This is a genomic window from Legionella saoudiensis (genome assembly GCF_001465875.1).
GTDB classification, from domain to species: Bacteria; Pseudomonadota; Gammaproteobacteria; order Legionellales; family Legionellaceae; genus Legionella; species Legionella saoudiensis.
Genome location: NZ_LN901322.1, coordinates 416349 through 431181, shown reverse-complemented (window position 1 = coordinate 431181; position 14833 = coordinate 416349). Strand labels below are relative to the sequence as shown.

The window sequence follows — 14833 nt, the reverse complement described above, 5'->3', positions numbered from 1 at the left end:
CTGCTAACTATTGGCTACATACTATTAAAACAGTTTGAACGAGCTTATGGAAAAGATGCTTTTCAAAAATGGTGGGCTCTATTTTGCTTCATAAAAAAATCGCTTTTTATGCGCATTTTTCAGCTTAATATTTTTTCTAGATAATCAGTGTAATAAAAATTAAGGTCAGGCTTAAATAAGCCTGACCCTAGAAGGCTATTGGTTATTAATAGTATATTGAATTTCACCTATTTTTCGTTTTTTTTCTACTGCATAATCACCTTTAGGTGAGTTATCAGTATGTTCACAGTAAGCTACTTTATTTTCTAAAGTATACTGAATTATTACGGTTTTGCTGGGTAGTGAAATGGTATGAAGAGCAAACTCTCCTTTCATTGGTAAATCTGGGGTAGTTCGATTAATCGTAAATACTTGCTCTGATTTATGGTTTAATTTTTCAAAAATTCCAGGCTGAATTTCTGCCCCATTTAATTTAATTGAGGTCACTAATAAATCATCAGCAAGATTGTTTTTTAATCTTACTTGAAATCCTTCGCAAGACGAAGATGCAGAGGCAACTCCCGCCACAAAAGCTGATGCGATAATAACTAATTTTATTTTTTTCATTTTTATTATCCTTTTTTGTTACAGGGGATTTGATTTTTAATCTTTTTCAATTAAATGTCAATGTTTTTTTGACGAAAAATGCTTATTGAAATAATTTTTAACGTCAATTTTTTATTGACGGAATTGTTTGCGGCACAATTGCATCTTAACTAAATCTTTGGCCATAGAAGCTCTTCGATTTGCATCCCTAACAGGATAGAGCTATTTTGAACTCATAGCTGCAGTTAAATGCATTGTGGATTTTGACTAGTAACCGACCCAAAGCGTTCATCAGCATGAATTCATTGCCTAGAACCTTTTTACTTTCCCCCTAATACTTAACGTGTTATAAAATAATTTCATTCTATGCAAGAAAGAGCTATGCCTTTATTAAGAACCTACAGTTATGAAAGTGCGCAAACCAAAGTTGAATCGCTAAAAAGAAGGGGATATCACCTAATCGGCGAACTTCCTCACGGTGTGCCCATTTGGCCTACTTTAAAAAGCGCCTCATTTTTATTTACGAATAATGGTGATTATTATCAATGTAATGCGAGATATTTGTTAACTGATAATTTGCCTCCTCCTGCGTTTGATGAGAACAACCGCCCCTTACTGAGTAAAAAATTTAAAAAAATACTTAGTGAAAATTTTATTTTTGTGATTCACTTTTCCGCAGGAAAAGCGCTACTGCTGCTTAGAGAAAACACTGCTCTTAGCGGACATAGCTTTTTAATAGAGCCGTATCAGGTCAGAGAAGGCACTATTGTAGGTGGGGAAGTTTATTATAATGGAGGACAGATCTCCTTAATTAATCACAAATCAGGTAGTTTTCGTCATGAGATCCCCGTTGCATTACCCATTATAAAAGAAGTTTGGGGAGATAAGGGGATAGAAAAATTTTATCCCGCCCTTGAGAAGGAAGAGGTTGCTCGGGAACTTGAAAAAAGACTCGCCCCATTGTCTTCTCCTATTTCTTCTTTATGTTCTTCACTGGGGAAATTAGAGATAGAAGGCGCAGAGCAAAAAAGTTCGACTTCGACTTCACCTTCCTTTTTTAAGAAAGCAGACAATATTTCGCAACAGGCTGCTGCTGCATTTATGCCAAAGCCTTGATCATACTTAAAAAAACGCACAACTGCTGTCCTCACCAACGAAGGCCAAATTTGAGTGTTGGAATGACTCGTTAGAAGAAATGATGGGCCCTGTAAATAAGGATGACAAAACGCCTGATATTCGTTGTAGAAACAGAGTCCATCGCAATAAGATTGAGCTTTTAAACGCAAAAATAAAAAGGCTTTATTTAGAGATAAAAATAGAGGAATTGATGTAGATAAAAAAGTAGATTTCGTGGAGAAAATATCTTACTCAAGATATCAATGAGAACGACTCTCTGACTCCACCACCAGATTCAGAGATAAGCCATGGCTCCCTTAACTTTAAGCTAAACTAAATGCCCTATCAAGGGTATTTAGCTCAATTCCGAGAGGACTGCTAGACATAGGAGGAAAAAGACCATGTCTTGCTAAGGGTGAGTGGGGAGTAAGGGGCAAGGAGTTGATAAGTTCACTAATAGTATTAGATGCCGACTCAGAAGCCCCACTCGTCGGAGACATATTACTTATACCATAAATATGATCCTGGTATTCTTGATAGGTTACAATTTGGTTGTCCAGCAAGCGATGTATTTCCTCCCTTGAAATTAAACCTTTTGCTTCTGCATTAATTAATAATTGGTGTAACTCTTTTTTTACCTGTAAATTAGGAATAATAAATTGCAAATTGGAAATATTGATATCGTAAACATGGGTAGTGGTAGGCTTATCCCAATTTGATGCGGTCATAAAAATAGGCCCATGTTTATATGCTGAGGTATCCTGTAGGGAAGGAGTAATTCCACCTAAGAATCGAACTTGGGCTTTTTGATCCAAAATTATGTGTAAGACATTGAAAATACCACCCTTAGTAGCGCTAATACCTGCAAATTTAATCTTACTGCTCGAATGAGTTTTAAAATAGTTAATTATTTCTATAAAATATGGATCCTCTAGATATTTTAAATGATTGCTCAGGCAGGGAGAATCTATATTATCAACTGGGGTAAGGGCTTCCGGAGAGGAAAAAACCTGCTCAAATAAAGTGTCATCCCTGTAGTAAGAATTCTTACACATAGGGAGATTTTCTTCAGAATTAATATTTTTCTTAATCAACGGAAAAGATTGGAAATTATATTGCCTTAAAAGAAGAATATCGCGTCTGTATAGACTGGACTTATAGAGTTCCTTGTTTGTATTGGAATTAACCTCTTCATCATACCCTGCTAGTAATTCAGCCAAAACCTCATGAAATAAGCGTATCCCCTCAATATTGGGTAACACGTCTGTGAAATGCGTAGGGAGATAATTATTAGTATCAATTAGCCACTGAATCCAATCCGTATTTACGTTTATGTTAAATTGATCCATTAAGTTATCTAAGAAGAAATCACGAAACTCTTTTATTTGAAAAGTCTCTACTGCGTTAAAAATTTTTTTAAAGAGGGTGATACTTGAAGGATTCATGGAGTGTTGCATTGCTTAAAATGAGCTGAAAAATAAATTGTACAAATATTTATCAATATAATCAAGGCATTATTTCCCGAAGACGCGTTATCCCACTGATTTAGACGGTCCTATAGCTCTTTGTGAGTATCAGACTTGTCACATTGAAGAAATCCTTACCAAATTTGAACTGCCAATAAAACATAAGGTTAATTGGAAAGATGTGATTTTTTTAACCCTTTGGTTAATCTAATGATTTTGCTGTAGTAACCCCCCTCTCGCACGCCTTAAGTATCTGTATATATTTTGCACATTTTTTGCAATGAGATAAGCACTGATTGTTAGTTAATCAGCTAAAATCAAAAATATGGTTCGCTTTTGTCCAGAGCTAACTTGAATAACACCTATACCAGCAAAGAGCTATCCATTCATAGCGGTGAATATATTGATGTGTGTCGCCTAAGATATTAAAATTTTTTTTCTACTTATTTAAATGACCAATGTGATTTAGTTGAAGAAATTGGGGGAATCCCTTCCTTGAAGCCCTGCAAGTATGATAATCACTCTATAATTTTTGCAGTTTATAATAATGATAACCAATGTATCGGTTCCATACGTTTAATTATTCGCGACAGCACGCAAAACCATTTTTTGGAAATTGAAGAATCAAAAATAAATAAACTTAAACCTTTTGTGTATAACAGTTTGAAAGTAGCAGAAGTAGGAAGATTAGTAGTTGATAAAAGATATCGTAATCAAACTAGTGTGGTTTTTATTTTATTTAATTGCATTACCCAATATTCTTTACAAAAACGCCTTGATTATTTGGTATGTGAAGCACCAGCACACCTATCTAAACATTATGTACGTATGGGATGGGAAATTATAGATGAAAATATACCTTGGCCTTTAAACAAACAAATCATATTAAAACACTTGTTTTTTGATATTAAAGGACACCGAGTAAGAGCCAAACTTTATGGCCATATCATGAATATTTTGGTCCATAAACCCCATCTTTATAAAATTTTCTTTCATTATTAATTCATCAAAAAATAAGCGCAGTCCGCTTAAAAATCGGCTTTATCACTAATCAGATGGCGTAGGAAAACTCCAAAATAACGCCCTGCCCCAAAGTAAATTTTCGCTCGGAATCGCTATTGTTTTGGTGTGTATCTAATTTTAAAAAATACCATCTACTAATAGCTAATCTGCTACCATTTTATACAAACTGGTAGCAGATTCTATAATGTTTTCGCTTAGACACGTAGTATTCACTACTTGAATCGCTCTATCATTTGCGTTTTGAAATGCCGAAGTTATTAATTTCCATAAAGCTCAATAAATTTTTTTGAAGAACGTAATTTATCCTTTAATGATTCCATTTCTTCAACTAATGCTTCTGCTTTATTATCAGAAATAATTTTTCTTCCATCCTCAAACATGGTTGTTTCCTCATCATCAACATGATGTTCTACTATGTGCATAAGTTTTCCTATATTAATAAGCCATTCGCTTTCAGTACTGGATTTATCAACAGCTTTCAATGCTTTTTTTATTTCTTTATGCTCATCTTCACCATGTTCAGCATCTTCTTTCCCTTTAGCCCTCTTTTCCAAGGCTTTATAAAAAGTATCGCGCTCAGGATCGGCATGCAACTCGAGCTCTTTCTTTACTTCCATAAATAAACGCTCTCTTTCCTTTTGATCTGGAGAGTCAATAATCTGAGTAAAAAGTTTAGATACTTTCAAATGATCTTTATGCAAATAGGTATAAATATCCATAATTTTGCTCCTTGATTAACTAAGTCCAAAAATTACTTAGATGCTTTTGATAGGAAAGCAATACTCTAAATTCAATATTCTTATCTAGCTTCTTTACAGATTTCACCTAGGATTATGATTACCCAATTAAGTTATTTTCTTACTACCATTGGATCATATTATAGATTACTGTATCCACTTAAAAGCCTATTACGAGTTGGATAGATAATGTGGGTAGGTGTAGAGAAAACAAAATCGTAATAAACATTCAAGTCTTAGCGGCTCATCCCCAAAAAACAATGATCCAAACTAAATGAAATATTTTGTTAGTTGGATCATTGATTAAATCAAGAAAAAAATACCATTTAATCAAATAAAAAGCCCCATTTTTTGATAAAAATTTCCCTATTTTAAATCGCGCATTTTTCAAATTTTCATGAAACAAAGCCTATTGAAATAGCCAATAAATTATCTTTGTAGCGAGCCAAAGATAGGCTAAACTACGTCCTCTAATATTCTTTAATTTTGTACAGGATAAACTGATGAAACTTATATTCATTGATGAAAACGGAAGAAAGATTCTATTGGATAGCGAGCCCTCAGCCTCTATTCAGGATATAAGGCACAAACTTTTCGAATTGACAGGGCAATTTGGGCACATAGAAATAGACGGAAAGAAAATCCCTGTTTCAGATAATAAGTTAATTCAAGATTATCAAATCAGTGAGCTTAGTTGCTTGAAGCTTCTCCCCACTTCAAAAGAAGAAATATTAAACGAGATGGAAGCGTACATTGTTGAAGAGCTTTCTAAATTAACTTCGTCAAGTTGTGCACAAGATGATCTCTCAGATATGCACCCACATCATGTTCTTAAATTAGATATTGAGCTCGACTCCTCTAATGAAACCATCAAGTATAGCTCTATGCGTAATAGGTTTTTAAAATTTTCTCAAAATATCCAAAAAAATGAACGCATTGGAGCAGAAGATAATTTAGAAGAAATAAAAAATACGGCATTGGGCATATAATGTAAACACACGATAATTGTAAGAGCGCAGTAGGCCTCACAATAACAGAAAATAGTGCGCTCCGTTGCAAAAAAAACAACGGTTTATATTTAAAGCAGTTTTGTCCAAACGTGGCGGGTAATTTGAGGGGATTGGGTTGGTTCTCGTGCTTGTGCACAGCGACAACACTCTTAGGAAGCCAATAGGGATCAAGCTTTAGACAATCTAAGGGTATTGATGCTGCGCCAAACGTTTTGATTATAGAATACTATTTACATTTTGCCAGTCGGTATCTCAAGATATTCTAATTTGGGTGATACTGGATTCAAACCAGCTCCTCACAATCCGAGATCAATACTACTTTGATCAAGCATTTTATTAAAATCATCTTCAATAGGAGCACTTTCTGCCAAAAAGAATCTAGTTTTTCCCATTTGCGAAACAGCACCCCATCCATGAGTAACAAACTGAGTAACTTCCCAAGTAATTTTTGCCCATAAATCTTCTGGGTGAAATAGCTCTTTTGATAACTGTTTTAATTCATCTATTTTACCGGCTAACTGTTTGCGATCTAGAATTAACTTAAATGCTTCATATCGAAAATTTTTGATTGCTTGTTTATCGAACCACCCATATAGCCCATTTAACTGGTGGGTAACATGAGTATGGATTTTCTCCATAAGCAGCATTTCTTTTTCCAATCGCCTCACATGTGATGCTCGACTGAAATCCAGTTTTTTCACATGAGCAATCAGTTGATCACTAAGTCCTCCTGAACTAGGAGGTGGTTCTATCTCAAAAATAATATCAATAATTCGGGAGATTGAACTTAAGGGTGCATTTTTTTGCACTGAGGCCAGAATACGAAGCCTTTCTTGCTCGCAAGCTCCTGTTTCAAGCGTTAGTGTTTCTCCACCAAAGCCACTGATAAAACTAGGTGTGGGCAAGGTTTTACCTACCATATCCGCAATTAATTTAATTGCGAATTCCGCTTCGGTACGATAATGATTTTTAATTAGTTCCAGAGCGTGGATATCCTTTTTATTTTTTGCTTCAATTGCAAAAAATTTTGGATTGGGAATAAAATTGCCTTTAACTTTAAAGTAGCAAGGAAGCATAATATCATGAGGTACCGAGCGTCGTTCAAATGGATAAGCTCCTACGATATTTTCTACTGGAATTTTATGCGCAGCAGCTTCATTTGCCCAATGGATACACGCCGAGTCCTTAGGGTATTTCCCATTCGTATGTTTACGAATATTCAGTATTTGTTCGATTTGAAAAGAATGAACATCAAGTGTTATGCTTTCAGTCTCTTCATCTTTTAATTTTTTTCCCCTTAAGCGCATTTTTCCTTCAGTTCCCTTGTAAGTTACTGTTCTTTCAGGGGGAAGCATAACGATATAAATATATCCTGTTTCACCTACAAGTAAATGAAATGGAAAAAAGGGTGTAACCGAGGGATTACGAGTTACACAAACCGCTTTTTCAGGATCAACTGCAGTGACCTGGTATATACCCCCAATATATCTCCCATTATTATGTTTTTCCGAGCTGGATGATAAGGCGTTAAAATACCACTTAGAATCCTTTTCATATTTTTTGGGAATAAAGCCCTTATCAAAAATTTCAGGCGTCTTTCGATCATCACTTCGGAAGTAAAAGTTATCTTTGGTAGAATATACAAAGCCGTTAGTAGCTTCTACTTTGATTTCTGATGTATTTATTTTGGTCACGTATAGGTCCTTGCAAACATAATTGACCAAACATTATACATAAAGATAGTATTATTAACAATCAAATTAATTAATGGCTTATTTACATACAACCTTGTTAATTAGGTATCAGAGAAAGAAATCTGTCGTCACAACTAACGAGGAAGTCTTCATTGTCCTGATTAGGCTTATAAGCAAATAAAGAATGTTTGGAATTTTTCAAAGAATAGGACTTCTTTTCTAGCTCATTGAAACTCCTGGCCATCTTTTCTTTGTGATTATTTAAATGGGCAACCAAAGCAAAAGAGGTTTCTGATTCTTCTTCTCGATGTGGATATATATCCACACTGAAATAATGATCTAAAGGCTTTCCATGGTATTTAGGATAGGGCTGGCTTTGAGGATAAACTTCACAAGTACATCGGCATACCTCTTCGGATGATTGGAAAAGTGTGTAGGCGCCTTGTTCATAACCCAGCTCTTTTAAATCCATATGCTGATTGAAATCAAACGCTCTTATTTTAATTATAGTTTCTGAAAAGCTGGATGCCGGATAAATTATCCCCTTTTCACCATACCAGGGATCAATGATCCACGCGTTTTCTCCCCAAGTTTTGTAATCAGCAAGAACTCCCTCTCTATTTACGATAACATAGCAGTGCTGGAAATCTAACGCGTGAACAAATTCAATCCGATTGATCCCCTCACTATGTTCCCAGAGATACTTAACTGTAAGCGCTGCTTTAAAATCACAGGTTCCTCCACCGAGCTCTCTGGCGACCATTGCGAGTAATAAAACCCATTTTTGTTCATGCCCTATATTGAACACATCTAGTGTTATTTTTTGATCAGTAAGTTCTAGAGGACACAGTCGTAAAGCAGACTCTTCCTTTTTTTCGTAACGATAGAGCCAATTTTTTTTTAGATATACAAAAATGCCTTGATCAGGTTCGTATATAGCATTCTGCTCTTGGTCTTCCAGCGTTGCTCTATGAGAAGGAATAAAATAAGTTTTATTTGTTCGAAGCTGAGTAGCGGTTCTGGTCCAAAAATTAGTTTTTTGCTGGTCTGCCAATTTATTAGAAGAACCTAAAGGACAAAGACTTGCGACATATTCTAGCGCTCTTTTTAAATTTGCTGGAGGTATTTTTTCCTGAGTTTTCTCTTTCATTTTGTTCTTAATAATTAAATAAAAGCCCTAAGCAAAAAGAATAAGAGCTATATCGTTACTGGTTTAGGCTGATATGGTATCAAAAAGCTGGTTTGGTTGGTCAATATATTGCCAAGAGTTCTAGCCTGGTTCGGTGACAGATAATACACTACTTATTATTATGAATAAATTAACTCATGACCTAATAATGGCTATCGGGAAAAAGTCGATTAAATGAAGGGTAATACTGGAGCACACATGGCAAACAGCGTTTTCGGCTTATATTATATTTGCCGCATCCTTTGATGCGGCTCGTTATATTAAATATTTTTAATTAATTATCATTAAAATCTTTTAATGCTTTATCCACTTCCTCTTTGGTATAGCCATAATGCTTTTGTAATTTTCCATAAATCTCCTGATGATTCCCTTCAATTTCTTTGTAGTCATCATCAGTGAGTTTTCCCCAAGCTTGCTTCATTTTGCCTTTTATCTCTTCCCATTTTCCTTGAAAAATATCTTTGTTCATAATGATTACTCCTAGATTAAATAGAGGACAGAACTCCTGCTCATATATGAGAAAATAACCATACAAGTATGAGAACACTAATCGGAACACCTAATAACCAGGCAATAAAATACTTCATGACTAGCTCCATGCGCATCAGAAAATTTAATTATAGGACAAATTCTCAGGGTGTTCAAAAATAATCCATTAGAAGAGTAGCCCCCTCCCCTCTTGTACTAATGTATCCCCTTTTTTTTGAACACGTATTTGAATTTATTATCACAATGATATCAGATTAAATCCGCTCGCCTAATGTGTTTTTTATTCAATCGTTGGAGTTTTATCTGAAGAAACTTTTCACAAAGGGCTATATCTTGGTTTTAACACGGCTATAAACTTCTTAGACACCAGTGACGCGCGCTGTAACCAGTTTTTGATTGGCAATGAGCCAAGTATTTGTAACCTTGATACACGCTGTATCGAGTAGATGCTATTTTCGAGTTTGTCCCGGTGAATAAGTTCGAGTTACCTCATCATTTATGTCCACTTCTCCCGTTTTTTTATGTTGATAAAAAGGATGCGTATTCACAGTGAGAAAAGAAGGAGGTGTTTTACGCAGTAAGTGGGTAACAGACTGGAGTATTTCCCTATTTTTTCGACCTTTGGGAGATGCGGGAGGAGAAGGCTGTGGAGATAGCCTGCTAGCCGATGAATTATAAAGCGGTTGAACGCTCAGTTTACTTTTAATGACTACGGCGCAATCAGCATAGGTTTCATTATGTGTTTTAGCATAGTGCTCTTTATGAATTTTTGCCGCTTTGTGGGCAATCTCATCATTATAGGATTCAAGACATACATTGAACGGCACTTTCGCAAAATACTGATGGCTTTTGAATACCTTTTGTAAGCTACCATCCATAAGAAATGCCGGGTATTGCTCTTGCCCTCCAAAGCCGAGATTGATATCACCGCTGTAATAAACTTCTGTGATCTGCGGGTAGGAAGTGGCAATTTTGTTTCGAATCGTGGTTAATTCATTGATTATGGTTTTTCCAATTTCAATTTCATTAGTAGAAAGATTGCCTATTTTCGTAGTTGTAGATATCTTTTGCCTTTTCGTTAAGGCTTTAAAAGCATACATTGCGGCAAAATTATCATGATAGCAACAGATGAATAGCTGGTGGCTCGCATTAACCCCATAATAGATAAAAAAATTAGACATAATTAAAATAGTTATCAGTAGCTTAGGTAAGGAGTGTAATATAAATAAGGAGAGAGACCAACCTTTAAAGCAATTGTTTCTAACAAACCTTTAAAAGTATTGGAAATGCAAATGCTCGCCCAATTTCTCATTGTACATCACAAAATTAGGGCTAAATACCTGTATTAAATAGATGAAAACCAGCTGTCACTCTGCGTTAATCTAAAAAAAGCCAAGAAAGCTATTAGCCCTTATAAATTCATGGGATTTAACGATTTTAGATGCCATCTACCTATTGTTATAATAAGAATTATAGCTAATATGACTTGGCGACATAGAGCTGTGATGATTTATATTATTTTTATAATATGTAATATTCACCAGACTATGAGCAATAAAAAGTTCTTCCCATTAAAATGCCTTGCTTAATATACTTAAACAGCTCCTATTTTATATAGTTTAAGCTATCGCTTAGGCACAAAGTTGCTCCTTATATTCTATTTGCCGTTCTAAAGTGGCTTGTTGTGCCCATAATGACTCAAGTTCCTTTCTTAATGTTTGAATTTTCTCTCTTATTTGTATAATAAGTGATTCATCGGATTGTCGATATAATTCTTCTGTTAGTTCGTTAATTAGGGTCGCTTTTTTGAAGAGATCTGCTTCAACTTGCGCTAAACGTGAATTTTCATAGGACAGGCTTTCTTTTTCATGCTTTATTTCTGCCTCTTTTTTCTTTTGCCAATGGTTATCACGTATTTTTTGTTGATCATCAAAATTTTGGCCTAAATAAAAATGCTTATAAAACCCCTTTGGTGTTCGCCAAGCATTTGTTCTTACCAGTTTTGACAAAATATTGTTGCGATATTTGAAGCAATGCGTATTAGGCATATAAAAATCTACGTTTAACAAGGCATACATATATTCTGCTACCAATTGCTTCGGAGACGAAAAGAGTTTTTGGTGCTCAAAGGTTAGATTAAAAAAGGTTCCTGAAACCATTTTTTTCACTTCCTCTGGAATTTCTTCTTTTATTTCGGAAAATAGTAGCTCTTGCACGCAGTTAAACTGTTGTTCTAATCGCTGATTTTGATTTTTATCCACAAGAAATGTTCTTTTTTTAAAAATAACATTATTTAAAGATTTTTTATAAAGATCACTTATATATAATTCCCTCATATTGAGGGGTTCGAACCCCTCACTTGTTGTTAATTTTGTACAGCTTGTTTCGCATTTGGATGTTGGCTGCTCTGGCAAATTGCTTGCTGGTTCTTCAATAGAAAGTAAGTTTAACAGTTTATCAGTGATACTAATGTATGTTCCTTTTTTAACTTCAAATTCCCCCTGCTCTTTTGTTCTGCTATAGAGTGCTTGGCGTCGTATAATAAAGCCTTCTTCATTTAATTCTTTAATGTAACGTTCTAGAGTACTTAAAGGAATACCTGTATCAGCTACAATTTGAGTATAAGGTTTCATAAACCATTTTTGCTCAGAGCCTTTTAACTTATAAGTGCTGCTTTGCCAACCTAATAGAATGTAATCAATAAGTTGCGCTTTGCGTGATGATTTAATAATCGTAACAAGTTTTTTAAATCTTAGGTGAAAAATAGAGCAAAGATTCCCCATAGATAATATCCTTATCCTATTGTGTTTTTTAGGGAACAGAGCTAAAATAAATGCCGGACAGATCCAAAAAAATGAAGGAATTACCAGTTCCATCATTTAGGACATTTAGCTGTGTTCGTTGTTAAATGTTTTGAGGTTATGAGGAGTTGCCGCTCTTCATAACCGTTCTTTTTATTATTTCATTTGTTTTCTCATTTCATTTCCGTTTATGTGCGATTAACCTAATATATTATTAAGCAGCATCATTGTTTATTTGAATAAGGGAATAAGCATTTATTTGGCCCAGCACGAATAGAAAAGTCGACGATAAAGGCTCCCCTACTTTGCTGGCAGCGTTTTACATCGACTTTTTATTTAGGCTAAGCTCAAATGGACTTTGCACCAAGATTCAAGCCAATCTCATTTGAGATGGATTCCAGGTTGTTTCTACCCTTACCCTCTTTTTACCGTATGCGTTAAATAATGATCCATTTATACGTGATCGTTATCCTTGATGTCAATACTCAATACGCAAAATGTCAAAGATTTATTTTTAGCACTTATACCCCTGATTTTACATGAACTATAGGCATTTTAACCTTTATTACTTATTCTTAATTAAATACCCAATACGGTATTGAGAATTAGTTGCTTTTTTTCCTAATTTTAGGTAATGTAAGGGTTCACAATTTAACTTACGGAGAGGGTATGGCCACGAAGAAACCTAAAGTTTTAGTCGTTGCTAATAATAAAGGTGGAGTTGGAAAAAGCCTGATTAGCCAATTAATTTCAACTTATATTGCGTTTAAAAAAAATAAAAAGGTCTTAGTTCTTGATTTTGACCCACAAGGTAACATGTCTTATCGTTTTCTTCGCGATACACGCATTCGTGATATGTCCAGTTACAAGCCTCCGTTACATCCAGATTATGATCCAAATAATCCTGATGATGATGGTTGGGACGGTCGTTCTTCTGCATTAGATATGTGGACTGAAAATCCTGTAGTACCCTACCCTACTGATCTTGAAAATTTAGATATTCTTCCTAGCGATGCTGGATTAATCAAAGACATCGAAGCGTTTGAATACAGTGACAGCCTGGAAAGCATTGTCCAACGTCCTTATGATTTTTTTGCGATGGATGAATTTATTGAGTGTGGTTATGATCTAATTCTAATTGACACACCTCCGGCAAAGGGACCTTTAACGCAAAGCGCCATCCGTGCTGCAACGCATGTTTTAATTCCTTTGGAGCTGAGTAATAAATCCTTACAAGGTTTGGCGGGAATGGTAGATTTAGTTAATCGTCAAAATGTTTATCGTCCAAGTAATTCACAAGCTAAAATTATTGGTTTGCTGAAAAACAAAGTTGATTATAACAAGCGTACTCCACAAAATCGTATCATTGATACCATCATGTCTAATCCTATGTTAAGCCAGTTGTTAATTGAAGAGATTGAAGTGCATGATTCGCCAAGAGCTGTTGATATCGATGAAGATCAAGCGCCCATTACGGCACCTTATACTGAATTAAAAGATAATGATCGATTTGCTATTGAAGCACTTGCTTTGGGTGAGTTTGTTTATAATAAAGTATTAGGAGAAAAAGAACGTGTCCATCAAAAAGAAAATAATGGCGAGCTCGTTAACGTCGAAAGTGAATAAGCCTGATACGATTACTCGTGCAGGTATTACAGCGAATCTTAAATTTACTCGGGGTAAGCAGCTTGTTGAGCACGACCCCTTTTCTCTGATTCCTGACCCGCAAAACCCAAGACCAGGTGAAATTATTGATGAAGCTTGGCTTCGAACCATGTTGCATATTGGTTCGGAGCAATCCCTATGCACTATGTTAGAGTCAGGCGATTATTTTATTCCTGAATTTTCTCAGTTGCCTTGTGAGTCAAGCGAATCATTGGAGGATAGTTATAATGCACTTCGTGATTTGGCTTTTTCTATTAGGAATGATGGTCTTATTCAACCAATAGAAATTTTTCTTGCCGATCGCCAAAATGATCCTGATTATTTTCGTAGCTCAAATTTAGAATATGGCTATGTAATTTTAGAGGGTCATCAAAGGCGCCTTGCTGCGATGATGGCAGGAGTACCCACGGTAACTTGTATTGAAATTACCGATGAGAGCATGTTAGCTAAATTAAAAGTAAAACATAGAAAATTACGACGTCAATTATCAGAGAATAATCTGAGAAAGGGTTTGACTGTTTCTCAGAATTTTCAGATTGTGCAAGCGCTTTTTTCTGATCCGAGTAGCCATTCACTTACTAAAAAAGAATTGTCTGGAATCATTGGTTTTAATGAAAGTATTGCTAGTGCTTTGCGTTCTCTTTGTACTAAACCCGAAAACTATCCACCGGTATTATTTTCGCGAATTCAAGAAAATAAGTTAACATTTAAAACCATTAGAGCACTTGTCCCTAAGTCTTATGAGGATATTGAACTTGCTTTGACGGCGACACCTGAGGAAGAGCAATTACCCAGTCCGGTCGAAAAGAAGGTTAAACCTCGTGGCCGTCAAGGCGGGGCGATCAAAAAATCTGCTACGTTCAAGGTGAATGATGAGCAAGCATCAATTTCCATGAAGGAGTTATTACTTTCTAGATTTCCAGAAATACGAGGGATTGATGAGGATTCTGCGTTTAAAACTTTGGAAAGCATTTTAACTCAAATTAAAGATATGGCGCTGGAGGAGTTTGCGTGACCTGGGTCACGCTTACGTAACTTGTTGATAAATAATGAAAAAA

At 35.3% G+C, this 14833-nt stretch carries 13 protein-coding genes; 5 read left to right on the top strand and 8 right to left on the bottom strand.

Going from position 1 to position 14833, the window contains the following annotated elements:
• Positions 1 to 195: 195 nt before the first annotated feature.
• A complete protein-coding gene (locus BN3124_RS06215; protein WP_058533925.1) occupies positions 196 to 606 on the bottom strand; it encodes a hypothetical protein in 411 nt (136 codons plus the stop codon).
• Positions 607 to 1146: 540 nt separating this feature from the next.
• Between BN3124_RS06215 and BN3124_RS06210 the strand changes: the two genes are divergently transcribed.
• The gene (locus BN3124_RS06210; RefSeq protein ID WP_149865215.1) at positions 1147 to 1701 is read left to right on the top strand and encodes a hypothetical protein; all 555 of its coding nucleotides are present in this window, start codon (positions 1147 to 1149) and stop codon (positions 1699 to 1701) included.
• Positions 1702 to 2024: 323 nt separating this feature from the next.
• Here BN3124_RS06210 and BN3124_RS06205 read toward each other — a convergent pair whose 3' ends face one another.
• Complete coding sequence (locus tag BN3124_RS06205; protein ID WP_058533923.1) at positions 2025 to 3146, bottom strand: hypothetical protein; 1122 nt, start codon at positions 3144 to 3146, stop codon at positions 2025 to 2027.
• Positions 3147 to 3662: 516 nt separating this feature from the next.
• Here BN3124_RS06205 and BN3124_RS06200 point away from each other — a divergent pair.
• Positions 3663 to 4169, top strand: coding sequence for an N-acyl amino acid synthase FeeM domain-containing protein (locus tag BN3124_RS06200; protein ID WP_058533922.1), 507 nt, complete (start codon positions 3663 to 3665; stop codon positions 4167 to 4169).
• 278 nt (positions 4170 to 4447) lie between these two features.
• Here BN3124_RS06200 and BN3124_RS06195 read toward each other — a convergent pair whose 3' ends face one another.
• A complete protein-coding gene (locus BN3124_RS06195; protein ID WP_058533921.1) occupies positions 4448 to 4909 on the bottom strand; it encodes a hemerythrin domain-containing protein in 462 nt (153 codons plus the stop codon).
• Between the two features lie 521 nt (positions 4910 to 5430).
• Here BN3124_RS06195 and BN3124_RS06190 point away from each other — a divergent pair.
• Positions 5431 to 5916 carry a hypothetical protein gene (locus BN3124_RS06190; protein WP_058533920.1) on the top strand — a complete coding sequence of 162 codons (486 nt, stop codon included), beginning with the start codon at positions 5431 to 5433 and terminating at the stop codon, positions 5914 to 5916.
• A 317-nt stretch (positions 5917 to 6233) separates the two neighbouring features.
• On the opposite strand, the gene BN3124_RS06185 is transcribed toward BN3124_RS06190, so the two are convergent.
• From BN3124_RS06185 to BN3124_RS06165, 5 genes are all read right to left on the bottom strand, one after another.
• Positions 6234 to 7631 (bottom strand): hypothetical protein, encoded by a 1398-nt coding sequence (locus BN3124_RS06185; RefSeq protein ID WP_058533919.1) that lies wholly within the window; start codon positions 7629 to 7631, stop codon positions 6234 to 6236.
• A 97-nt stretch (positions 7632 to 7728) separates the two neighbouring features.
• Positions 7729 to 8781 carry a hypothetical protein gene (locus tag BN3124_RS06180; RefSeq protein WP_058533918.1) on the bottom strand — a complete coding sequence of 351 codons (1053 nt, stop codon included), beginning with the start codon at positions 8779 to 8781 and terminating at the stop codon, positions 7729 to 7731.
• Between the two features lie 313 nt (positions 8782 to 9094).
• On the bottom strand, positions 9095 to 9289 hold the full coding sequence (locus BN3124_RS06175; protein ID WP_058533917.1) for a CsbD family protein: 195 nt from the start codon (positions 9287 to 9289) through the stop codon (positions 9095 to 9097).
• Between the two features lie 469 nt (positions 9290 to 9758).
• Entirely contained in the window at positions 9759 to 10490 is a 732-nt protein-coding gene (locus BN3124_RS06170; protein ID WP_058533916.1) for a hypothetical protein, read from the bottom strand.
• Between the two features lie 450 nt (positions 10491 to 10940).
• Positions 10941 to 12092 (bottom strand): hypothetical protein, encoded by a 1152-nt coding sequence (locus BN3124_RS06165; protein ID WP_058533915.1) that lies wholly within the window; start codon positions 12090 to 12092, stop codon positions 10941 to 10943.
• 687 nt (positions 12093 to 12779) lie between these two features.
• On the opposite strand from BN3124_RS06165, the gene BN3124_RS06160 reads away from it, so the two are divergent.
• Both BN3124_RS06160 and BN3124_RS06155 read left to right on the top strand, forming a co-directional pair.
• Entirely contained in the window at positions 12780 to 13736 is a 957-nt protein-coding gene (locus BN3124_RS06160; protein ID WP_058533914.1) for a ParA family protein, read from the top strand.
• The gene (locus BN3124_RS06155; protein WP_058533913.1) at positions 13684 to 14790 is read left to right on the top strand and encodes a ParB/RepB/Spo0J family partition protein; all 1107 of its coding nucleotides are present in this window, start codon (positions 13684 to 13686) and stop codon (positions 14788 to 14790) included. Before BN3124_RS06160 ends, BN3124_RS06155 begins: the two co-directional genes overlap by 53 nt.
• Positions 14791 to 14833 lie beyond the last annotated feature (43 nt).